The organism is Bradyrhizobium sp. Pha-3 (assembly GCF_042258615.1).
Classification (GTDB): domain Bacteria; phylum Pseudomonadota; class Alphaproteobacteria; order Rhizobiales; family Xanthobacteraceae; genus Bradyrhizobium.
Map to the genome: position 1 here is coordinate 3,084,417 of NZ_CP170152.1, position 22,108 is coordinate 3,106,524.

20 protein-coding genes are annotated in these 22,108 nt (G+C 60.6%); 16 read left to right on the forward strand and 4 right to left on the reverse strand.

The annotated features are described in order from the left end of the window. Nucleotides 1–35: 35 nt before the first annotated feature. The 8 genes from ACE10Z_RS14440 to ACE10Z_RS14475 all read left to right on the forward strand — a co-directional run bounded on the left by ACE10Z_RS14440 (nucleotide 36) and on the right by ACE10Z_RS14475 (nucleotide 8,780). Nucleotides 36–785: an SDR family NAD(P)-dependent oxidoreductase gene (locus tag ACE10Z_RS14440; protein ID WP_375788498.1), complete on the forward strand. Its 750-nt coding sequence runs from the start codon at nucleotides 36–38 to the stop codon at nucleotides 783–785. A 13-nt stretch (nucleotides 786–798) separates the two neighbouring features. Continuing rightward, a complete protein-coding gene (locus ACE10Z_RS14445) occupies nucleotides 799–1,002 on the forward strand; it encodes a DUF2798 domain-containing protein (protein ID WP_375788499.1) in 204 nt (67 codons plus the stop codon). A 1,012-nt stretch (nucleotides 1,003–2,014) separates the two neighbouring features. After that, a complete protein-coding gene (locus ACE10Z_RS14450; RefSeq protein WP_375788500.1) occupies nucleotides 2,015–2,800 on the forward strand; it encodes an ABC transporter permease in 786 nt (261 codons plus the stop codon). Nucleotides 2,801–2,828: 28 nt separating this feature from the next. Beyond that, nucleotides 2,829–3,824 carry an ABC transporter substrate-binding protein gene (locus tag ACE10Z_RS14455; RefSeq protein WP_375788501.1) on the forward strand — a complete coding sequence of 332 codons (996 nt, stop codon included), beginning with the start codon at nucleotides 2,829–2,831 and terminating at the stop codon, nucleotides 3,822–3,824. 21 nt (nucleotides 3,825–3,845) lie between these two features. Further along, nucleotides 3,846–4,673 (forward strand): ABC transporter ATP-binding protein, encoded by an 828-nt coding sequence (locus tag ACE10Z_RS14460; protein WP_375788502.1) that lies wholly within the window; start codon nucleotides 3,846–3,848, stop codon nucleotides 4,671–4,673. Nucleotides 4,674–4,704: 31 nt separating this feature from the next. Beyond that, nucleotides 4,705–6,378 (forward strand): carbon-nitrogen hydrolase family protein, encoded by a 1,674-nt coding sequence (locus ACE10Z_RS14465; protein WP_375788503.1) that lies wholly within the window; start codon nucleotides 4,705–4,707, stop codon nucleotides 6,376–6,378. A 44-nt stretch (nucleotides 6,379–6,422) separates the two neighbouring features. After that, a complete protein-coding gene (locus ACE10Z_RS14470; RefSeq protein ID WP_375788504.1) occupies nucleotides 6,423–7,397 on the forward strand; it encodes a LysR family transcriptional regulator in 975 nt (324 codons plus the stop codon). A 741-nt stretch (nucleotides 7,398–8,138) separates the two neighbouring features. Then, complete coding sequence (locus ACE10Z_RS14475) at nucleotides 8,139–8,780, forward strand: TetR family transcriptional regulator C-terminal domain-containing protein (RefSeq protein WP_375788505.1); 642 nt, start codon at nucleotides 8,139–8,141, stop codon at nucleotides 8,778–8,780. Nucleotides 8,781–8,820: 40 nt separating this feature from the next. Here ACE10Z_RS14475 and ACE10Z_RS14480 read toward each other — a convergent pair whose 3' ends face one another. Beyond that, a complete protein-coding gene (locus ACE10Z_RS14480) occupies nucleotides 8,821–10,431 on the reverse strand; it encodes an AMP-binding protein (RefSeq protein WP_375788506.1) in 1,611 nt (536 codons plus the stop codon). An 83-nt stretch (nucleotides 10,432–10,514) separates the two neighbouring features. Between ACE10Z_RS14480 and ACE10Z_RS14485 the strand changes: the two genes are divergently transcribed. The 4 genes from ACE10Z_RS14485 (at nucleotide 10,515) to ACE10Z_RS14500 (ending at nucleotide 15,173) form a co-directional block, all read left to right on the forward strand. Further along, the gene (locus ACE10Z_RS14485; RefSeq protein WP_375788507.1) at nucleotides 10,515–11,933 is read left to right on the forward strand and encodes an ABC transporter substrate-binding protein; all 1,419 of its coding nucleotides are present in this window, start codon (nucleotides 10,515–10,517) and stop codon (nucleotides 11,931–11,933) included. A 15-nt stretch (nucleotides 11,934–11,948) separates the two neighbouring features. Then, entirely contained in the window at nucleotides 11,949–13,094 is a 1,146-nt protein-coding gene (locus ACE10Z_RS14490) for an acyl-CoA dehydrogenase family protein (protein WP_375788508.1), read from the forward strand. A gap of 131 nt (nucleotides 13,095–13,225) precedes the next feature. Further along, on the forward strand, nucleotides 13,226–14,035 hold the full coding sequence (locus tag ACE10Z_RS14495) for an enoyl-CoA hydratase/isomerase family protein (RefSeq protein WP_375788509.1): 810 nt from the start codon (nucleotides 13,226–13,228) through the stop codon (nucleotides 14,033–14,035). Nucleotides 14,036–14,066: 31 nt separating this feature from the next. Further along, nucleotides 14,067–15,173, forward strand: coding sequence for an NAD(P)H-dependent flavin oxidoreductase (locus ACE10Z_RS14500; RefSeq protein WP_375788510.1), 1,107 nt, complete (start codon nucleotides 14,067–14,069; stop codon nucleotides 15,171–15,173). Between the two features lie 69 nt (nucleotides 15,174–15,242). Here the strand turns inward: ACE10Z_RS14500 and ACE10Z_RS14505 are convergent, their stop codons facing one another. Continuing rightward, entirely contained in the window at nucleotides 15,243–16,502 is a 1,260-nt protein-coding gene (locus ACE10Z_RS14505) for a CaiB/BaiF CoA transferase family protein (protein ID WP_375788511.1), read from the reverse strand. A gap of 228 nt (nucleotides 16,503–16,730) precedes the next feature. Here ACE10Z_RS14505 and ACE10Z_RS14510 point away from each other — a divergent pair, with 228 nt between their 5' ends. Both ACE10Z_RS14510 and ACE10Z_RS14515 read left to right on the forward strand, forming a co-directional pair. After that, nucleotides 16,731–17,222, forward strand: a complete 492-nt coding sequence (locus ACE10Z_RS14510) for a MaoC family dehydratase (protein WP_375788512.1) — start codon at nucleotides 16,731–16,733, stop codon at nucleotides 17,220–17,222. 3 nt (nucleotides 17,223–17,225) lie between these two features. After that, nucleotides 17,226–17,729 carry a MaoC family dehydratase gene (locus tag ACE10Z_RS14515; protein WP_375788513.1) on the forward strand — a complete coding sequence of 168 codons (504 nt, stop codon included), beginning with the start codon at nucleotides 17,226–17,228 and terminating at the stop codon, nucleotides 17,727–17,729. A 40-nt stretch (nucleotides 17,730–17,769) separates the two neighbouring features. On the opposite strand, the gene ACE10Z_RS14520 is transcribed toward ACE10Z_RS14515, so the two are convergent. Further along, entirely contained in the window at nucleotides 17,770–18,639 is an 870-nt protein-coding gene (locus ACE10Z_RS14520) for an IclR family transcriptional regulator (RefSeq protein WP_375788515.1), read from the reverse strand. A gap of 187 nt (nucleotides 18,640–18,826) precedes the next feature. On the opposite strand from ACE10Z_RS14520, the gene ACE10Z_RS14525 reads away from it, so the two are divergent. Then, nucleotides 18,827–20,068, forward strand: coding sequence for a CaiB/BaiF CoA transferase family protein (locus tag ACE10Z_RS14525; protein ID WP_375788516.1), 1,242 nt, complete (start codon nucleotides 18,827–18,829; stop codon nucleotides 20,066–20,068). Nucleotides 20,069–20,104: 36 nt separating this feature from the next. Here the strand turns inward: ACE10Z_RS14525 and ACE10Z_RS14530 are convergent, their stop codons facing one another. After that, nucleotides 20,105–20,905 (reverse strand): SDR family NAD(P)-dependent oxidoreductase, encoded by an 801-nt coding sequence (locus tag ACE10Z_RS14530; RefSeq protein WP_375788517.1) that lies wholly within the window; start codon nucleotides 20,903–20,905, stop codon nucleotides 20,105–20,107. A gap of 279 nt (nucleotides 20,906–21,184) precedes the next feature. Here ACE10Z_RS14530 and ACE10Z_RS14535 point away from each other — a divergent pair, with 279 nt between their 5' ends. Beyond that, entirely contained in the window at nucleotides 21,185–22,096 is a 912-nt protein-coding gene (locus ACE10Z_RS14535; protein WP_375788518.1) for an HpcH/HpaI aldolase/citrate lyase family protein, read from the forward strand. The last annotated feature ends 12 nt before the right edge of the window (nucleotides 22,097–22,108 follow it).

The following is a 22,108-nucleotide window of genomic DNA, read 5'->3' on the forward strand; positions in this document are numbered from 1 at the left end:
GCGCGTCGATCGCGGGGATTAGAAGGATGAGAAGGATGCTCAGGCTACAGGGCAAAGTGGCAGTGGTTATAGGCGGCAGCAGTGGCCTCGGGCTCGCGACGGCCCGGCGGTTTGCGAGGGAGGGGGCGTTCGTCTACATCACCGGCCGCCGGCAGGACGAACTCAATATGGCGGTTGCTCATATTGGAGACCGTGCGGCCGCCGTTCGAGGGGACGTGCAGAACTTGGAGGATCTCGATCGGCTTTACGACCGGATCAAGAGCGAGAAAGGGAAGATCGATATCCTGGTCGCAAACGCCGGTTTCATCGATCCGGAGCCGCTCGTCGAGGTCACGGAGAAGAATTTCGATCAGACCTTCGGCATCAACGTACGCGGGCTTCTCTTTACGGTTCAGAAGGCGCTGCCTCTCTTTACTGATGGGGGCGCCATCGTCCTGATCTCCTCCATCGCGGCGTTCAAGGGCATTCCGCGCTACACCGCCTACAGCGCAACCAAGGCCAGCGTTCGCTCGTTCGTGCGAACGTGGACTGCCGAACTCAAGAACCGCGGCATCCGGGTCAACGTGATCAGTCCGGGCGCGATCGACACGCCCATCATCGACGCTCAGGCGGCAACGAAAGAAGGCGCCGACGCGATCAGGGAGAGCTTCAAGGCTGCCACCCCGCTCAACCGGCTTGGTCGCCCGGAGGAGATTGCTGCCGCAGCGCTGTTCCTGGCTTCTGACGAAAGCAGCTACGTGGCCGGAGCTGATCTCGTTGTCGATGGCGGCCTGAGCGCACTTTGAGTCTGAGGAGGTTATGTTCGCAATCCAGCGTCGCTACAGTCACTTCATCTTTGGCGTCATCCAATCGGGATTGACTTCCTTTATCGCCGCAGGCATCGCGAGCCTTTCCGCGATTGCGACCGGCCATTTCCTGTGGCACCGGCTCGGCTCATGGCTGGTTTCGTGGGCGGTACTGTCGCCTGTTGTCCTGCTCGCCGCGCCGATAATAAGATCATGATCAATGGCTCTTACACGAGAAGAGTCGAGGGACTAGGAGCGCCTGCGCTGCGAACGCGTGATCGCGTTCAGTTTGGAGCCACCGGATTGAAAAGACGTCTAACTGCAGTCCTTCAGTAGTCGACAATTACGCCGAAACAGGTGCTGGCGAAGCCATGCGACGCAGACCTTGCGGGGAGGCAGCTCTTGGCGCAAACCGGACCATCCATGCCCAGTTCGACTGACTATTGACGGTATCGGTCGGAAATTGGCGAGAGGCCAAGAGGAGGCCGTTCCGGCTTGGTATACGTCTACTGCGTCGATTGATTCCGATACTTGCCGAAGTTGCCATGCCTCCGAGCCGCGCAAATTTTCCTGTGAACTCAAGACCGAAAAATTAGGGCGGGTATACCGTCGGGATTTGACCGTCAGCTTTGAGATTTTGTGCTTGCAAATCAACGTGGAAATTGCGTCCTAAATGATTGAGTGGGAATAGTGGGAACGGCTCCTACCGGGTGGTCTGGCGTAGGTTTGGGTGAGGCAGTTCTCCGCTTCCTTTCATCGCCGGGCACTCTTCAAAGTTGTGACTTCAACTTAGCCTGATCGGGGTCAGACTTTCATCCCGCTTTCGCTAGGCGAGTATTGTGGCGCATTGCGGCGTGCAGAAAGGTCGGAGCTTGGTGGGCCTAAGCCTCAATTGAAGGAAGGCGACTCCTGGCGCAGGCCGGACGTTCGGCCGGTCCTGCATGTCTTAAGAAGGGCCAAGAGCAGGCCTAGGCGTCCCTTCGATCACCGGAAGATTCGCCCGCGAAAGGCGATCGCCTTCATTTGCTTCGCTGCCGTTCGCGTGGGCGAAAATGCGCGATTTGCTCAAGCGCTGTGCACTGCAAGCCTGCAAATCGATCACCCAAACGATTGATTTCAATATGCATTCCTGCACGATTGATTGCACATCTCGCCATTTTCTTTCTCGTCCCTGAAGCCAACACTTCTCGTGCTCACGGCGGAAAGCTGCGGAGGCCACGAGGATGTTGATGCAACGGATCACTGAGGCAATCTCGAGTCCAAAGACGAAGCGCGCGATCGAACTCGCGATCGGGCCGCTGCTGCTGTTCGCGTTATGGTGGATCGCCTTCAAGGGGCAGCTGGTCAACAAAGACCTGCTGCCGTCGCCGGTCGACACGCTCCGCGATACCGCGGCAAGCATCGCAGCCGGAAAGATGACCGGCGATTTCGCCCACACCATCGCGCGCGTTGGCTATTCGACCCTGATCGCCGTTGCGGCCGGTATCCCCATCGGGATCGTGCTTGGAGCCAAGGCCGCGATCTATCGCTCGGTCGAATTCCTTGTCGACTTCTTTCGCTCCACGCCGGCGACCGCGATGTTTCCGCTGTTCCTGCTGCTCTTCGGCCTCGGCGATTTCGCCAAGATCGCAGTTGCCGCTTTCGCCGCCTGGCTGGTCATCGTCTTCAACGTCGCCTACGGCGTGATGAATGCTCGCCAGACCCGCATCCTGGCAGCGCGCTCGATGGGCGCCTCGTCGCTCCGCATCTTCAAGGACGTCATCTTCTACGAGACCTTGCCCCAGACGTTCATCGGCCTGCGAACCGCCGTGTCGCTTGCGCTGGTGGTGATCATCGTCGCCGAGATGTTCATCGGCGCGACTGACGGCATCGGCCACCGCATCATCGACGCGCAGATCTCCTACTCGCTCACCGACATGTACGGCTCCATCCTAATCGCAGGCGCGATGGGATACGGGCTCAACCTCATGCTTCTGATGATCGAACGTTCGCTCATTCACTGGTCCGGCAGATAGCCAGCACAATCCAAACGAAGAGGCCACCATGCAGATGAAGAGATTTCTCGCGGCATTCGCAACTTCCACGGTCCTATTTGGCGCGACCGGCGTACATGCGGCTTGCGAGAAAACCGAGAAGGTGACGGCAGTCTGGCTGCCGATCATGCAGACTACGGCCTATTATGTCGCTCTCGAAGAGAAGCTTTTCGAAAAGGCCTGCATCGAGATCGTTTCCACCAAGATGGAAGCGCCGAACCAGATCATCGACGCGTTGATCGCGGAACGAGCCGATTTTGGCCCTCCGGGCGCCGCGGCCGGCATCGCCATGATCGCGGAGGCCAAGTTTCCCGGCAAGCTGAAGGTATTCGGCCTGCAAGGCGGAGGGATCGAGGTTGATCGCATCAATGACGGCCTGATCGTCAAGCCGGACAGCCCAATCAAGAGCTTTGCCGACCTGAAGGGCAAGTCGCTCGGCCACGTCCCGGGCATTCAGTGGCGCACCATCTCCCGTTACATGGTTCGTTCGGCGGGCCTCGATCCTGATACCGACGTCAAGCTGGTCGACCTGGCAGTCGCCATGCAGGTGCCTGCCGTCGTCGGCGGGACGGTCGATGCGACGCTGTCGCTCGAGCCGGTCGGATCGATCGCGGTCGCCTCGGGCAAGGCCGCCCGCGCCATGACCAATCCGGTCGCGCGCGTGATCGCCGATCCCTTTTATTCCGGGGCGTCGCTGATCACCACGAAGTTCCTGAAAGAGCGGCCCGAGGTGGCGCGCAAGGTAGTCGTAGTCATCGACGAGGCGACCGATCTCGTGAACGCCAATTTCGCGAAGTACAAGCCGATCCTCACCAAGTACACGCCCACCAAGGAGGATCAACTCGAATTTCTGGCCCAGCCCTATCTGCGCGGCTTCAAGGACCTGAACGAGACCGACATGAAGTCGTACCAGGCGCTGGTCGACGTCTTCATCAAGGAAGGCGTGGTGGCGGGTCCGATCAACGTCAAGGACAAGATCCTCGCCAAGTCCGATCTCGGAAACTAAGTGGGCATTCCGATGGGGAACATGACCGCGATCCGCACCACAGACTGGCCCGTCACCGACAACATGTCCCACGACCCGTCGCCCAAGCCGCGGCAGGCCTACGTCACCATTCGCGGGCTCAGCAAGCGATTCCAGGGCACGACGATCTACGACGACTTCTCGATCGACCTGCCGATGGGAAAGTTGATCTCGGTGTTCGGCCCGAACGGTTGCGGCAAGAGCACTTTCATCAACATGATCTCCGGCCTGATGCCGATGGATGCGGGTGAAGTGCTCTACGACGGCCAGACCATTCGCGACACCAGGATATCTTACGTTTTCCAGAACTACAGGGAGGCGCTGTTTCCGTGGATGCGCGCCATCGACAACATCCGCTATCCCCTGAAGGTCATGGGGGTGGATCGCAAGGAGCGCCTCCGGCGGGTCGAGAAGCTGCTTGCCGATTTCGACGTGCCGTTTGACCTCAACGCCTATCCCTACACGTTGTCCGGAGGCCAGCAGCAGACGGTTTCGATCTTGCGCGCGCTGGTGACCGAACCCGAGGTGCTGTTCCTCGACGAGCCCTTCTCTGCGCTGGATTACGAGATGACGCTGTTTATGCGTGAACGGCTCCAGCACGTCTTCATGAAGCTGAAGACGACGATGCTGCTCGTGTCGCACGATCTCGAGGAAGCCATACAGCTCGCCGATCAGGTCGTCCTACTGACGCGCCGGCCGACCCGGGTGGCGGAAATCGTTCCGGTGGATCTGCCTTGGCCGCGTGACCTCGACGTCACGACGGGCGAGGAGTTCATCAATCTGAAGCGCCATTGCCTCGACCGCTTCTGGCGGGAAGTCAAGCGTGACTGATCCGATCAACCTTCAAAAGATGGAGTCCAACATGACGAAGCGCCGTTTCCGCGCTGCCGCCGTCCAGACGCTCGCCCGTTTGGGGGATTTTGACCACAACATCGCGCTGGCGACTCAATATGTCGAGGACGCGGTGAGACAGGGAGCCGAGCTGGTCGTGTTCCCCGAGTGCATGGACACCGGCTACCTCTTCGACTCCGCCGAGCACTGCCGCGAACTTGCCGAAACGATTAAGGATGGGCCGTTCGTGACGGCGCTCGGCGCGCTCGCTCGGAAGTACCGCATCTACATCGCCAGCGGTGTGACCGAGTGGGACCCGGACAAGGAGAAGATCTTCAACACCGGCATCATGTTCGGCCGCGACGGGGAAACAGTCTGCCATTACCACAAGCAGTTTCTCGCGACGCATGATCAGAACTGGTTTGCGTTCGGCGAGCGCGGCTGTCCCGTGGTGGAGACGGACCTCGGGAAGATCGGCCTCTTGATCTGCTTTGACGGCCGTATTCCCGAAATCTTCCGCGCGATGGCGATGCAGGGCGCGGAGGTGATCGTCGACATGGCGAATTTCTTCGCCATGGACCAGGCTGATATGTGGGGACCGGCCCGCAGCTATGAGAACGGCGTGTGGCTCGTGGCCGCCACCAAGGCGGGCTATGAGCGGTCGATCTACTATCCCGGCGGCAGCATGATCGTCGACCCCAAGGGACGCGTGCTGTCGAAGGTGCCCTACGATACCCACGGCATGGCCATCGCCGATGTCGATCTGGATGCCGCCCACGAGAAGTCGATCTACGCGGCGAACGACAAGATCGCCGATCGCCGTCCCGAGACTTACGGGCTGATGGCGCTGCCGTATGAGAGGACGCCCGTCTACCGTCTCGCCGAGAAGCCGTTGATCCCTGCCAAGTCTGTGGCGAAGGTTGCCGCCGTGCAGATGCATGTGACGAAGGACTGTCCGGCCGATGACGTGTTCGACATGGTGGATCACGCCGCCAAGCTCGGCATCAGGGTTCTTGCGCTGCCGGAATATGCATTCTGTCGCTCCGCTATTCCCGACGCGGTGGAGGCCGCCGCACTGGCCGATCAGACGACGGCTCTGCTGGCGAAAACGGCTGCGATCTCGTCTCGCTATCGATGCCTGATCGCGCTTCCGACGGTCGAGCGTACCGCAGCCGGACTGTACGTCACGACGTTCCTCATCGGCCCTGATGGGAAGGAAGCCGGCAAATATCGCAAGACACATCTGACCGCCGAAGAGCGGAAATGGGCCAAGGCGGGCGACGACTATCCGGTGTTCGAGACGCCCTTCGGTCGGATCGGCGTTATGTCCGGCTACGACGCCGTATTCCCCGAAGTCTCGCGCTGCCTCGGCATCGCGGCCGCGGACATTATCCTGTGGCCGGCCTCGCTGCGCGAGCCGTTCGAACGCGAGTTGCTGGCCATTCCAAGGGCCGAGGACAATCGCGTGGCGGTGGTATTGGCAAACCGGGTGGATTCGCCCTATCCCGGCGGTAGCCTCGTGATCCCGGCGACAGGTTTTCCGCTCTGGGACATCAATGTCGTCGCGCCGCGTAGCCTCAAGCTCGGTGCTGTCATGCCCAAGCACATCGATCTCGCAGTCTGCCGGCAGAAACTTATGATTCCCAAGGTCGATATGTTCGCCAATCGGCTCGTCGAGACCTACGCTCCGATCATCGCCGCGTGACGATTTCCGTGCCAGCCGATTTGCCCGAAAGTAACGAGCGTTAGATGCCGAAGCTCGCGAACGGGCATATCAGGTCGGCCGAGGTGGCAAAGGCTGCGCGAACGCTGCGTTACAATTGGGACGACGTCATCTTCTTCCTGGAGGTGGCGCGGACCCGAAATCTCATTCGCGCGGGCCAGAAGCTGAAGGTCGACCACACCACGGTGAGTCGGCGCGTGAAGGAGCTCGAACGTAGCCTCAACACCACATTGTTCAAGCGCAGCAAGGCAGGCTTCGCCCTCACCGAAGCCGGTCTGCGGCTGCTCCGGTTTGCCGAAGGCATGGAGAACAACGCCAACGCGATCATCGAGACCGTGGTCGGGTCCGAAACGGCGGACGCCGCTGGAGCGGTGCGGATTGCCGCCATGGAGGGCATCGGCAGCATGTACCTGACGACCTGCATGGCCGCCTTCAGCAAGGCCTGGCCCTCGATTCAGGTCGAATTGATCACCGATACACGGCTCCTCGACATGACGCGCCGCGAGGCCGACATCTTCATCAGCTTTTTCAAACCAAAGGGAAGACGGCTCTCGGTCAAGAAGATCGGCGAATTCAGGATCTTTCTCTACGCCTCCAGTGCCTATTTGCAGCACGCGGGCACGCCGTCTGCCCTGAAGGATCTCGACAACCACGACTTCATCGATTTCATTGACGAGCACATACAGCTCAAGGAGAACCGGTGGCTCTCCGACATCCTGCGGCCGGCTCATGTCGTGTTCCGCAGTACCAGCCTGGTCTCCCAGTACGTGGCCGCATCGAACGGGCTCGGCATCGCCATGTTGCCGTGCTATGTGGCAGCCCACAACAAGGACCTGCACCCAATCCTGCCCAGCTACTTCTCCGTCCGCGACATCTGGCTATCCGTCCATGAGGATCTGCTGCACATCGCCCGCATCAAGGCGGTCATGAGCTTCCTCGAGAAGCGCGTCGCCGCAGATGCCGACCATTTGAGGTCAGCAACGCATCCCGCTAAGGGCTGACCTCGGAAGCAAATGGGCTCCGAGGCGCATGACCGCTTTGGGTCACGAAGCGAACTGACGGAGAGGGCGGCCTTTGATCGCGAAGCGGACCTGCATGGCTGGCGCACAGCAGTGGGGGAGCGGCGCCGGGACCAAAGGCGTGTTCCTGACCTCTGACGGTATCTGAAGCTCTGTGCCAGTGCGAGCAGCGTCAGTCTTGATTGCGCACGCGGCGCGCCATCCAGTCGGTTGACTCCGATAGGTAGTGGGATTGCCAGTGCTTCGCGAGGAGCAATTTTTTCTGTGAATTCAAGATCAAAAAATTGCGGCCGGTATCCGTCGGCATTGGTCCGTCAGACTTGAAAATTTACGCTTGCAGATCAATGACGAAACGTCGTCCGACATGATTGAGTGGGAGTAGTGCGGCCGGCTGCTATCGCGCAGTTTGGCGTAGCTGGGTGAAGTGTTCTCGCTTCCTCCGGCACCGAGGACGTCGATCGGCGCCGCGAGCTTTGCTTATCCCGATCGAGGTCGGCATTCCACCGCGTTTTCGCTATTGGAGCATTGTAGCGCGGTTAATCGTAGAGAAGGCGATGGTCCATGGCTCAGTGTGGAGCGTCAGCCCTTAAGGAGAAGATGCCGACGTATCGCCGACAAGACCAAAAAAACATCATTATGGTCGATCTTCGGGAAATTGAATGGACATCCAAATAAATTCGGTGATTTAGTGCGGCGGCGGCAACATGACAGGGAGAACGCTGCTTGCAGAAAGCGGAGAAGCGGGCGCGCGGACGGCCGGTGGGGTCGTCGGACCAGGGGGTGAAACGGCAGGAATTCGTCGTCGCGGTGATGAAGGCGATTGCCGAACACGGCTACAAGGATGTGACTGTCGCGACGATCTGTGAGGCGGCCGGTTTCTCGCGCGGCCTGATTGCGCACTATTTCCCCGGCAAGGACGCGTTGCTTCTGCATGCCGTGGGTGAGGTGGCCAAGGAATTCGAGCAAGCCACCCGAGCTGCAGCCGACGCGGCCGGTCCGGATCCACTCGACCGCCTGCGCGCTATCGTCACTGCAAGCTTTCGCGCGCCGGTATTCACGCCGGAACGGGTCCTCGTCTGGGTCGCTCTTGCGAGTACCTCGCGCTGGTCCCCCGAGCTCGCCGAGATCTACCGAAAGCTTTATCGGCCCTACCGTCGTGGACTGTCCCATCTCATGCAGCGCGCGGCGGATGCCCGCGGCGCAAAGATCAATCCTGACCGCCTCGCGATAACCCTCACTCAGCTCACAGAAGGATTGTGGTCCGGTTGGGCGGCCGATCCGAAGACGGTCTCGGCCGCAGAGGGGGAGGCCGCATGCCACGATCTGCTCGACGCATTCTTTCCATCACGACGGGCGGCGCCTTAGCGCCAGTCCCGCGCGTTGGATGAAGCAGAGGATCGCCGCGCTATTTGCGCTTCTTCATCGCGCGCAAATCGATCGCGCCGACAATGGTTCGAGGGTCCAGCCCGGGTGCAAAAATCTGCGCCTTGTTGATCTTTTCAGTCGCCGTCACGGGCATCCGATCCAGAAAGAGCATCCACCCGGGTGCCTTGTAGTAGGCCAGTTGGTGATTGCAATAGTCAACGATGCCTCGCGCGAGCTGAAGATCGGCGGTGTGACCCGGAGCCGGCACCACGCAGGCAAAGATCTCCTCTCCCGCCTTTTCGTCAGGAACGGCAAGGATCGCGATCTGGCGAACGGCAGGATGTCGGCACAGCACGGTTTCCACTTCGGTGGCGGCAATGTTCTCCCCGGATCGGCGGATCATGTTCTTGCGTCGGTCGACAAAATAGATGGTCCCGGTTACGTCCTGGCGGACAATGTCGCCCGAGTGCCACCAGCCGCCGCGCCAACCCGCTTCGGTCGCAGTCGCGTCGTCGAGATAACCGGCAAAGAAGCCTCGTCGCGGATCCTCGCCCGCCAATCGCACGACAAGCTCACCCTCGGTGCCGGAGGCCACGTCGCGGTCGTGATCGTCGACCACTTTCGTCTCCAGGGGGGCGACCGGACGTCCGATCGCACGGACGCCAATCGGACGCGGCTCTTGATCGTTTGCCGTCCAGCGCCCAACTTCGGTCATGCCCCATACCTCAAGGTGCGGGATTCCAAAGCGTTCCTCGAATTCGCGGTGAATGGCCGGCTCCATTCCTGCTCCGAAGCCAAATCTCACACTGTGCGCGCGCTCATCCGAGGATGTCTCCAGCGCGACCAGGGCCTGCGGCACGGCTCCGATGTAATGGACGATCGTTGCGCGGGTGGTCGAGACCTCGCGCCACCATCGCTTTGCCGAAAAATGCTCGGGGCGGATCACGCACCCCTGCGACAACAGCATCGGCATCAGCGCGACCACGCCGGCGTGGACATGGAATACCGGCATCGGGTTGAACAGCCGATCCCTGCCAGGCTCGATCGAGAAACGGCCACCACTCTTCGACAGTGTGAAGAACCATTCTCCGGCCGAGAGCCAGTAATCGTTTGTTACCAGGCAGCCCTTTGGGCGTCCGGTCGTACCAGAGGTGTAGAAAACACCAGCCTCGGTGTTGCGATCGAGAGGTCCTGGTGCAGCACGTCGGGCAGGTGGTGGCAACTGTTCCATATCGTCGGTTGCAATCACAACGAACTGGTTTGCCAGCTCGGCTGCGACCGCAGTCAGCCGGTCGACGTGATGCCGAAGGGCGACCGCGAGCACGGCGCCACTGTGCCTCATCTGATAGAGCAGCTCGGCGTGGCGATGGTCGGGATTGACGGGCACCACGCTTGAGCCGACCGCGTTGAGCGCGAGGAGGTGAAGGAAATAGTCCGGCCTGTTCTCAACGAGGAGGGCGACGCGATGCCCAGGTCCATATCTCGCCTGTCTGTAGCGCTCGACGAGGGCTGAGACGCGCTGCATCGCCTCGAGATAGGTCCATTCAAGACCATCGGGCGCATAGGATGTTCCCTCCGGTACGCAGACGAACGGGTTGTGCGGCGCCGCGGCAGCGCTAGCCCGAAATGCTTCGAAAATCGTATCGGCCACCTGTCGTCGTTCTCCTGCATTCGTCGCGTGGCGATCAGACAGGGCGCCTGAGGCCCGTACGAACGACGCACGCGACCGCCGTCTTGTCATTGGTCAGGCACACGGCTTGTGCGCGCACACCAATTCATGGGTGGGCCCCTGTTGATGGCCAACCTCGTTTTTCCGGCGTCGGGTTCGATCCTAGAGCGGGGGCGCAAGAAGGCAACAATAATTTTGTTGAACGTCCGACAAATTATGCCATAGTGGCGGCAGCAAAAAAAGACAGAACGAGCCTGGGAGTTGTGAGCATGCTGTGGAGGTTGATGGGAGCTGCGGTGACATCGCTGGTTGTTGTGGGCTCTGGCTTGGCTCCGGCGGCTCGAGCGGCGTCAGACACCCCGGTCAAGATCGGCGTTCTGGGCGATCAGTCTTCGGTCTACTCGGCCGCGGGCGGGCGCGGCAGCGTCGAGGCAGCAAAGCTCGCTGCGGAAGATGCCGGATTGGTGCTTGGAAAGCCCGTCGAGATCGTCTCGGCGGATTTCCAGTTGAAGGTCGATGTTGGCGTGGCAATCGCCAGAAAGTGGTACGACGAAGACAACGTCGATGCGATCATCGACGTACCGTTTTCGGGCCTTGCGCTGGCCATCGCCGATATGACCAGAACAAAGAAGAAGCTCGCGCTCTTCAACGCCGCGGCGAGCTCCGAGCTGACCGGAGCGAAATGCTCGCCATATGTGGCGCAATGGACCTACGACACCTATTCGCTCGGCCACGGCCCAACCAGCGGGCTCGTCAGCCGCGGTGCAAACAGCTGGTTCTTCCTGACCAACGACACCGTGTTCGGCGCCAGCCTCGAAGGCGATGCCTCCGCTGCGGTCAAGGCCGAGGGCGGGACGGTGGTCGGATCGGTTCGCACGCCGACCGCATCGACGGATTTCTCGTCGTTTCTGCTGCAGGCGCAGGCTTCCAGGGCCAAAGTGATCGGCCTCGTCGAGGCCGGAGCTGATCTCGCGACCGTTCTCAAGCAAGGCGAAGAATTCGGTGTGAAGGCGCGTGGGCAACGCTTCGCGGCACTGATGGCCACGATCGACGCGATCCATGGCGTCGGCCTCAAGGATGCGCAGGGCATCATCGTGGCCGAGGCGTTCTACTGGGACCAGAACGACGAGACGCGGGCCTTCGCCAGGCGGTTCTACCAGCGGATGGGGGCCATGCCGACGCAGGTCCAAGCCGGCGCCTACAGCGTCGTTAATCATTATCTGAAGGCGATCAAGGCGGTGGGCTCGAAGGACCCCGACAAGGTTATGGCCAAGATGCGGGAAATGCCGATCAACGACTTCATGTCGCATAATGCCAGGCTGCGAGCCGATGGCCGCGTGATGAGGGATCTGTATCTGTTCGAGGTCAAGTCGCCCAGGGAATCGAAGGGCGAGTGGGACTATTACAAGCAGATTGCCGTCATCCCGGCAGACAAGGCGGTCCGGCCACTCGATCAGGGCGGCTGCCCTCTGATCAGTCAATGATCGCGGACAAGACCTGTGCCCGCATCATTCGACACCGGTGAACTCGACCTGTTCCGCGCGACCGTTCGCCGTTTCCTGGCGGACGAGGTCGTCCCGAATGCCGACCTTTGGCGGACAAGGGGATACATCGACCGCGAGCTGTGGCGGAAGGCAGGTGCGCTCGGGCTGCTCTGCGCCAGCAGTCCGGAAGAATACGGCGGCGGGGGAGGCAACTTCCGGCACGAGGCTGTCATCATCGAGGAATTGGCGCGGATCGCGTTTCCGGATTTCAGCGTCCCCCTGCAGAACGTGATTCTGGCGCCGTACTTCGCGCAGTACGGCACCGAAGAGCAAAAGCGGCGCTGGCTGCCGCGCATGGCGCGCGGTGATCTGGTCGCAGCACTTGCGATGAGTGAGCCGGGTGCAGGTTCCGATGTGAGGGCCATTCGAACCCGCGCGCGCCGCGAGGGCAACGAGTACGTCGTCAATGGGCAGAAGACCTTTATCACTCATGGCCACACGGCCGATCTGATCTGCCTGGCTGTCAAGACCGATACGAGCGAGGACAACGGTGTCCGCGGGTTCAGCCTGCTGCTGATTGAAGCCGACGAGACCCCGGGGTTCAAGCGTGGTCGCAGACTGGACAAGGTCGGGCTCAAGGCACAGGACACTGCGGAGCTGTTTTTCGAAGATGCGCGCGTTCCCGTCTCCAATCTGCTGGGAGGCATCGAGGGCCGTGGCTTCTATCAGTTGATGGAGCAGCTTGCCAAGGAGCGCATCAACATCGCGATGCAGGCGCTGGCCCTGGGCGAAGCAGCGCTAACCGAAACCGTGGCGTATGTGAAGCAGCGCGAGGTATTCGGCAAACGCCTGTTAGATTTCCAGAACACGCGGATGGTGCTGGCCGAGGCCAGGACCGCGATGGTGGTGACGCGCACTTTCGTCGAAAGCTGCATCGACCGGATGATCGCCGGAACGCTGGATCCCGAGACCGCCGCAATGGCGAAGTGGTGGGCAACCGAAAAGCAGTGCGAGGTCATCGACAATTGTGTCCAGCTGCACGGCGGCTACGGCTACATGCTCGACTATCCGATCGCCAGGATGTGGAGCGACGGTCGCATTCAAAAGATCTGGGGCGGCTCCAATGAGGTCATGAAGGAGCTGATTGCGCGTGCCTTGTGACGGGCGGATCCAGCTGCGGCCGTTTGACGATCGGCCGGCGCAGGCCGTTGGCGACACCAGAATGCGGCGAACAGGTTGATTGGTACCACGCGGGCACAAAACGAGAAGAAGTACACAGTCCGGAGAACAAGATGAGCCAGTATGCCCAATATGAATGCCTGAAGGTCGAGGTTGCCGACAAGATCGCGACCGTGACCCTCAACCGCCCGCAGGCACGCAATGCGATCAATCAAAAACTGATCCGCGAACTACGCACGATCTGGGACGACCTGGCTGACGATCACGCCGTCAATGTCGTGGTGCTGACCGGTTCCGGCGACTTCTTCAGCGTTGGCGGCGACGTGAAGGCGATGTCGGAGCGGCCAGGCGGGGACGTACTCGAAGAAGGTGAGGTGCACGATCCGATGGTCAGCAGGCGCGGCGTCACCCGGCAGCTCGAGCTCGACAAGCCGATCATTGCGGCGATCAACGGCGACGCCATCGGCCTTGCTGCGACCCATGCGCTGCTCTGCGACATCACTGTCATGGCCGAAGATGCGCGGATCGGCGACACCCATGTCTCGCGCGTCGGCCTGGTTGCGGGCGACGGCGGCACGGTGATCTGGCCGCTATTGATCGGCATCAACAAGGCCAAGGAATTCCTGATCCGCGGCACGCTCCTGAAGGGCAAGGAGGCGGAGCGGATCGGGCTGGTCAACCACGTCGCGCCGCGCGCGGAGGTGTTGGCCAAGGCCCGCGAGATTGCGGTCGAGCTCGCGAACGGTCCGACCTGGGCCATTCGCTGGACCAAGCTGTCGATCAACCAGATCGTCAAGGAGCGCGTGAACATGCTGCTGGAGGCCTCAATGGCGCTTGAGCAGGTGACGTTCGAGACCGCCGACCACAAGGAAGCGACGATGTCGTTCAAGGAGAAGCGCAAGCCGAGATTCGGTCAGCCCTGATTTTGCCTGCAACTTGAAGACTGGAGTGCCCATGCGCAATCGCATCACTGACATGTTCGGGATCGAGGTCCCGATATTCGGCTTCACCCACAAGCCGGAAGTCGCAATCGAGGTGACAAATGCCGGCGGCATGGGGGCCTTGGCGGCGAGCTACTATCAACCGGACGAGCTTGAGCGGATTCTCACTGACATGGATGAGAAGACCGGCGGGCGTCCATATTGCATTGATGTCCTCTTCGCCAACAAAGTCGGGGAGGTGGTGCCGTTATCCGAGCGTCTCAAGGCTCTGCCGAGGGGGCACATCGACTTCGTCGAGAAAGTTCTGGACGATGCCGGGATCCCCACGTTGCCTCCCGATGTCGAGGCGCAGATGCTGCGCGAAAAGCCGCCGGGCCACGGCCACACGGAAGAAGGCGTTCTTGAAGTCCTGGAGATCGTCGTCAAACATCCGCAGGCCCGGTTTGTGCTCAGCGCAATGGGAGCGCCTCCGGCCTATGTCGTCGACAAGCTGCACGGCCATGGCATCAAGGTCGGCGCCATGGCCGGGAGTGCGGAACATGCGCTCAAGCACGTCCACGCGGGCGTCGACCTGATCGTCGCGCAAGGAAGCGAGGCCGGAGGGCACACCGGTACGATCTCCTCCATGGTGCTGTGGCCGGAGGTGGTCGATGCCGTCTCTCCGATCCCGGTCCTCGCTGCAGGCGGTGTTGGCAGCGGGCGTCATATTGCGGCTGCGCTCGCGCTCGGCGCCGAGGGTGTGTGGTGCGGCACCATTTGGCTCGGGTCCTTCGAAAGCGAGTTGTCCCCTGACATGCGCAAGCGATTTATTGCCGCGCGCTCGCAGGATGCGATCCAGAGGAAATACGACACCGGCAAGCCGCTGCGGGGTCTACGCAGCAAGTGGACGGATGCGTGGGATGCGCCGGGAGCGCCGCAACCCCTGCCACTTGCGGCGCAAAAGCTGCTTGTTGCTCCGGCGCTGAAGCGGCTCGAGCTTGCGAATGCCGCCGACTACATGGGCTATATGGCGGGGCAGATCGTTGGCAGGATCAAGGATGAACGCTCGATCCATGACATCATGGACAATATGAAGTCCGAATGCCTCGCCGTCCTGAAGAACCTCAGCGCCAATGCCTAGAGCCGGGCGTAGCGTGGCTTGCAGCCGAGCCGCCCGACACGTGATGGTGCAAGAAGGTGGCTCGGTGTCTCATGTCGCGAGGCCGGCAGGGATTTGCTCCGGAGAGACTTCATTCTCGATGTGCGCAACCTTGCGGTCGAGCGCCGAGCGAATCTCCGGGGCGCTCATTCCGATCGAACGGAGCACCTCCGCGGTATGCTCGCCCAGGAACGGGCTTCGGGTCAGAACTGCGCCGGGCGTCAGCGTCATCTTGACCGGCACACCTGCGATCCTGGCCGGTTCACCACCAGGATGCTCGACCTCGACGATCATGTCGCGGGCTTTGAAGTGGGGGTCCGAAACGATGTCCAGAACGTTCATCACAGGACCAAACGGCATGCGTCCTCCCAGCCTGGCGGTCAGCTCAGCCTTGGTGAACTTCCGGGTGTGCTGCCCGATCAGAGGGATCAGCAGCCTCCGATTGTCCGCGCGCTTGCCTTTCGACGAGAAGCGAACATCCCGCGCAAGCGCCTGCAGATCAAGCTCACGACAGAGCACGTCGAAGAAGCCTTGATCGTGTGCTGCGAGCGCAACGTGTCCGTCGGCCGCGGGGAATATCCCGAACGGACAAAGGAAGGGATGATGGTTTCCTTCCGGACCGGGCACCAGTCCCTCGGCGGTATGTTGCCAAACGGCGCGTTCGCAGATCGAAAGAATGGCATCGACCATCGAAACATCCACAAACTGCCCAAGGCCAGTGCGCCGGGCGTTGTGTATCGCGGCCAAAACACCGAACGCCAGCATCAAACCCGGAATTGTATCACCGACGCCAGGTCCGACCTTGGTGGGCATTCCGCCGGGCTCCGCGCCGGTGATTGCCATCATTCCACCCATGGCCTGAGCAACGACATCGAACGCCGGCCAGTTCACATACGGCGAAGGGCCGGTGCGCCGATCGCCGAATCCCCGGAGCGAGCCGTAAACGAGCCGGGGATTGATTTCGGAGAGAACCTCATAGCTCAAGCCGAGCCGGTCCATCACGCCGGCACGAAAGTTCTCAACGACGGCGTCCGCCTCCTTGCAAAGCGTCTTGAATATCTCCCGACCTTGTTCGGACTTGAGATCCAGGCACACTGACCGCTTGTTGCGGTTTATGCTTTGAAAATACGTGCTGAGAGGTTCCGTGTCGCCGGCATGCCGGCCGCCCCGGGTAACGTCTCCAGCCGGAGGTTCGATCTTTATGATCTCGGCACCCTGATCTGCGAGAACCATGGTCGCATACGGACCGGCCAGCATCTGCGTGAGATCCAGGATGCGGATGTCCGACAGAGCACCAAATGATTTTCGCATGCCGACTCTCCCTGCGCCAAGGTTACATGCAAACCACTATTGCGCCCCTTGCGCGTGCGCCAGCGATCAAGGCCCGTCAGCGATCGATATTACAAATGCATTTTGATTGGCGATCTTGTCCGCAGCAGCGATTACGGATGCAATATGAGACGAAGCCCGTGTCCTTCGGCCGTCAGCTCGTGCATTGTTGCGGCTGAAGAAGTGCAGGTGACGATCGGGAAGGATGAAATGTCGAAGGATTTTCGTGCGCGTGCGAAGCTCAGGCCGAGAGGACACCTCTACGAGGACTTCTCCGTCGGTCAGGAGTTTGTACACCATTGGGGACGAACGATCATGGAGAGCGATACAATCGCGTTCTCGACATTGACGCTCAGCTTCAATCCTCTCTACTTCAACGCGGAGTACGCAAGGGCGCATGGTCACGACAGTATCGTGGTGAACCCACTTCTGGTGTTCAACGTGGTCCTGGGCCTGAGCGTCGAGGACTGCAGCGAGATCGGCGGTCCGTTCGTTGGATTGGGCAAGCTCACCTATCATAAGCCGGTATTTCCCGGCGATACCCTTTACTCGCGCAGCAGGACCATCGCCTGTCGTCTGTCAGCAAGCAATCCGGCCAACGGCATTGTTACCTGGCACACCGAAGGGCGCAATCAACATGACGATCCGGTGCTCGACTTCGAGCGGTCGAACCTGGTTCGCCTTCGCGCACCGAAAGGATGACAAATGAAGCCGCTGGGCAGGGAGTGGTGGCGCCTCACGTCGCCGGATAACTACTTCGAGGACTTCGAGGTAGGGCAGGTCATTCGTCATGCACGCGGAAAGACGATCGAGCCCCTCGAAAACGTCCTGATCACCAATCTGGTCATGAATACCGCCCAGGGGCACTTCAACGAGCACGCAATGTCGGTCTCTCCCTTCAAGCAGCGCATCAGCTACGGAGGGGTGAATTTCTCGATCATCATGGGGCTCGCGAGCCAGGACACCTGCGAGAATGTGCTTGCCGAACTTGGATTGGACAATATCCGTCTGATGGCACCCGTGTTTCACGGCGACACGCTGTATGCGTACTCGGAAGTGCTCAGCAAGGAAGATGGTCCGCAGGCAGATGTTGGCATCATCGTGTTTCGGCACTACGGCGTCAATCAGGAGGATCGCCAGGTCTTTGAAGGCGATCGCCGCGTTCTAATCAAGCGTCGACATCATTGGGGAAAAGAAGCTGACGGCTAGGGCAGCCTGTCGCGGGACGTCGTGTGCGAGCCGTGAACGTTCATGTGAACCGATTGCTGAACCATGAAGGCAAGGTCGAAAGTTGTGGGCCGCCGGCGGCGGTTGGCGCGCCTTCGGCTTCGACACTCGCTTCAGCCGCAGGCCGATCCGTATCGGTCAGCGGTTGCCTTGTGGCGATCAGGGAAGCGGCATGGCGAAGACCGAGTACAATTGAACCGCGCTTTTGGGCGATGCGCTCGACGCGAGCGCCCGCGCCGATCGCAAGGGGAGTGCCTCCAAGTGGTGAAGGAACCGCTACGGCTATGGCGCCAAATCCGGGTGAGATGTCTCCAGCGGTTTCGGCATATCCCTTGCTCCGATCGGCCGCTATGAGATCGAGATATGGAGCCTCTCTTACGCGAAATCTCGGATCAGTTGCTTCAGCATTGCATCGGCGAATCCAACGATGAAGCTCCTCTTCGCCGGTCATGCTCAGAAGTATTCTGCCCATCGCGGAGCAGGTGAGTGACCGATGCATCCCGGAGGTTATCAGGAGGCTGTCACGGTTCTTCGGTGTCATCACAAGGATGTACTGGGCGGTCGACTTGTTCTGCATCCCGATGAAAACGGTTTCCTGGAGTTCGAGGAGCAGAGACTTGAGGATTGGGACAAACTTCGCTGTGCCTTCGTATCGATCAAGCAGCCAGCTGTTGAGCAGCATTACTCTCAGCGTGGGGGCGTACCGCCTCTGCGGGGCATCGTATTCAAGGTAACCCATGTTGGTCAGGTTCTTTAGCAGCATGCTGACGCTTGGTTGCGGTATGTCGAGGCTCTTGCTGACGTCGCCGACGGTCAGCATCTCCTGGCGAACCGAGAACAGCTCGAATATCGCAAGGGTCCGCTCCGCCGATTTGATTGAACGATCGCTCATGGCCTTTTCCTTAAGCTTGCAGCGTTCTGCGCGTCGATCACGATCGTCATACTATCGAGCTTCGAGCCACTCATTCAAGTATCACGCTGATCGCCGCCATCGACGCTTGTGCTGCGTTGCACCGCACCCCTGACGATTGCTCGTCGCGAGTGACCTTCTGACCTGTGCTGCTTTGGAGAACATGACCATGAACGATCAAGCATCTGCGCGCGGTGCACGGAGATCTGATGCACCCGCGGCACTCGAAGGTATCCGGGTCGCCGACTTTTCTCATTTCATTGCCGGCCCGATGTGCACGCGATTTCTGGCTGATATGGGTGCTGACGTGATCAAGATCGAGAACGCAGCGTCCGGTGACGATCTGCGGCGGTTCGAGCCAAAACTTGCCGGCCAGAGTGTGCCGTTCCTGTGGGCCAACCGTAACAAGCGCGGAATGGCGCTCGATCTTTCCCGCGACGACGCCCGGCAGATCGCAATGGATCTCGTGCGGTCGTCCGACATTCTCGTCGAGAACTTTTCAACCGGGGTGATGGAGCGCTTCGGGCTGGGTTATGATGCGCTCAAGGAACTCAATCCGAAGCTGATCTATTGCAGTGTGTCTGCTTACGGCCGGGAGGGCGAGCTTGCGGACCGCCTTGGATTTGACTCTGTGGTGCAGGCAGAAACAGGTTTCATGTCCCTGAACGGATTCCCAGACGGACCCGGCCTGCGAACGGGACCGGCTGTCATGGATATCGCGACCGGGCTTTCGGCGACGATCGCGGTCCTTGGCGCACTTGCCGCCAGATCGCGGACAGGGGACGGGCAGAAGGTCGAAACGTCATTGTTCGATGTCGGCACCTTGATGCTCGGATTTCAGGCGCTGGGCTATCTCGCGACGGGAAAGAATCCCAATCGCGTCGGCAACGATGGGACCGACACCATGCCGACCGGAGTATTTGCGACGGCAGACGGGACACTCTACATCATTTGCGCCAACGACAGGACCTATGGCCGGCTGGTTCGGGATGTGCTCAGCCGTCCGGATCTGGTCGACGATCCACGCTTTCACACCAATCGCGACCGGATGGAAAATCGTGATCAATTGAGGGCGCTCCTCGAGCGGGCGCTGGCCGCGGACGGAAGCGAAGTATGGGCGCAACGGATGCGGCTGCATAAGGTCCCCGCGGGCGTCATTCGGACTGTCGAGCAAGCCTTTCAATCGGGTGAAATGATCGCACGCGGCATTGCGAGCACGATCGCCCACCCAACCGCCGGTACCGTCCCGGATATCGCCTGTCCGATACGGCTCGCGGCAACTCCGGTTGTCGCTGCGGTGGCCGCACCGACGCTCGGACAGCACACGCGGGATGTCCTGGATATGCTGGGGTACGCTCCGGATCGAATTGCCGAACTGTCGGCCGCGGGTGCATTCGGGGCTCAGGCCTAGACCTGTGGCTCCGGTCATGTCGGCCTGTCAGGTGCTTTAATGAGGCGTCAGCAGGGCGCCCCCGCTCGCGGAAATGCACTCTCCAGTGACGTAGCGAGACAGGTCGGTCGCCAGAAATTCGATGACGCCGGCGCAGTCCTCGGCTTCGCCAAAGCGGCGCATCGGAATGCCTTTCAGCTCCGAGTCCACGCCGATCCCGCGCGCTTGCGACTGAGCCTTCACGCGCGGTGTCATGATGATCCCCGGCGCGATGCAGTTCACGCGGATGCCGTGCGGTCCAACCTCGGCGGCCAGATTTCGCGTGTAGTGGGTGACGGCCGCCTTTGTGGCTCCGTAGAGCGCGAGCCGCCCATTTGGCGCCACGGAATGAGCAGCGACGGACGACGTGTTGATGATGGAGCCGGACGATTGGGATTTCATGATCGGGACGGCCGCCTGGCAGCAGAAGATGGTGCTCCAGAGGTTCGCGCCAAACAGTTTGAAAACGTCTTCCTCAGGGCAATTGGAGGGAGAGCTTCGCTCAACTGGCGTAATGGCGCCCCCGGCATTGTTGACAAGGACATCGATGCGCCCGAATGCCGTCATGACGGCATCAATCGCGGCCCTCGCGGTCGTTTTTTCGCCGAGGTCGCCCTCGAAGGACACGCATCTCCGTCCTTTGGACTGAACTTCGTCGGCGATCGTTCGGGCCGAGGTGCGGAAACCGCTGACCGCATCGTCGAAGCTGAGATCGACCGCGCCGATATCGGCGCCAAGTGACGCCAATCGATTGACATAGGCTCTGCCTAATCCGCCGGCTGCGCCGGTTACGATCGCTACTTTGCCTTCCAGTTTCAATTTGACCTCTCCCCGGAGATAATGCCTCCACCGCGCTGTCGACGCACAACCCGCGCAAGACGGATCCAAAGACGCGGCACGTCGCGACGCCGACACTGGACCATATCATCCGGGCGGACCGGCGATATTGATTCTGCCTTCATCCCTGAAACATCACAGACGTAATCATCGCACCGACGTGCCCCGGAATGCTTGCGATCGAACGGGAAAATATGCGCACTTGTGAATCGTGGCAGCCGTGATCGGCGAGCCTTCTGCTTTTTCGGTATGGAGATCCAGATGACGACGCGTATTCGACGAGCCCGGCGCTGCCAGTTGTCGGTACCTGGCAGCAATGAAGCGATGCTGAGAAAGGGGGCCGCGTCGGATGCCGACCATGTGTTCTGCGATCTCGAGGACGCCGTTGCGCCCAGCGCGAAGATCGAGGCTCGCGGCAAGATTGCCTGGGCGCTCAATAATCTTGATTGGGGCAACAAGGCCCGCTGCGTTCGCATCAACGACGTGACCACCGAGTGGTGTCATGGAGACGTGATTTCGATTGTCGAGAGCGCCGGTCAGAACCTCGATACGATTATGTTGACGAAGCCGTATTCGGCGGCCGACGTCATCTTCCTGGATCGTTTGCTGACCCAGGTCGAGAAGAAGCTGAAGCTTGCGCGTCGCATCGGTATCGAAGTTCTGATCGAGGAGGTTCAAGCCCTGCAGAACGTCGAGGAGATCGCGAAGTGCTCCGATCGACTCGAATGCCTTATTTTCGGGATGGGGGACTATTCTGGGTCGCAGGGCATCGATACGCGCGAAATTGGCGGCAATGGCGGCTATCCGGGTGACATTTTCCATTTTGCCCGCTTCCGGATCACAATGGCCGCGCGGGCGGCGGGCATTGATGCGGTCGACGGGCCTTATTCCAACTTCAAGAATGAGGAGGGGTATCGCGCTGAGGCCAACAAGGCCCGTGCGCTCGGCATGGTCGGAAAGTGGGCCATCCATCCTTCGCAGATTGCGCCTGCGCAGGCTGTGTTCTCACCGAAATCGGAGGAGATCGTACGCGCGAGACGGATGGCTGCGGCCTATCGTGAGGCCGAGGCGAAAGGATTGGGAGCCGCGCAGGTTGATGGCGTCATGATCGATGTGGCCGTCCTTCGGCTCGTTCAGAATACCTTGGACATGGCAGATCTCTACGGCTTGTAGGGGGCACGTCAT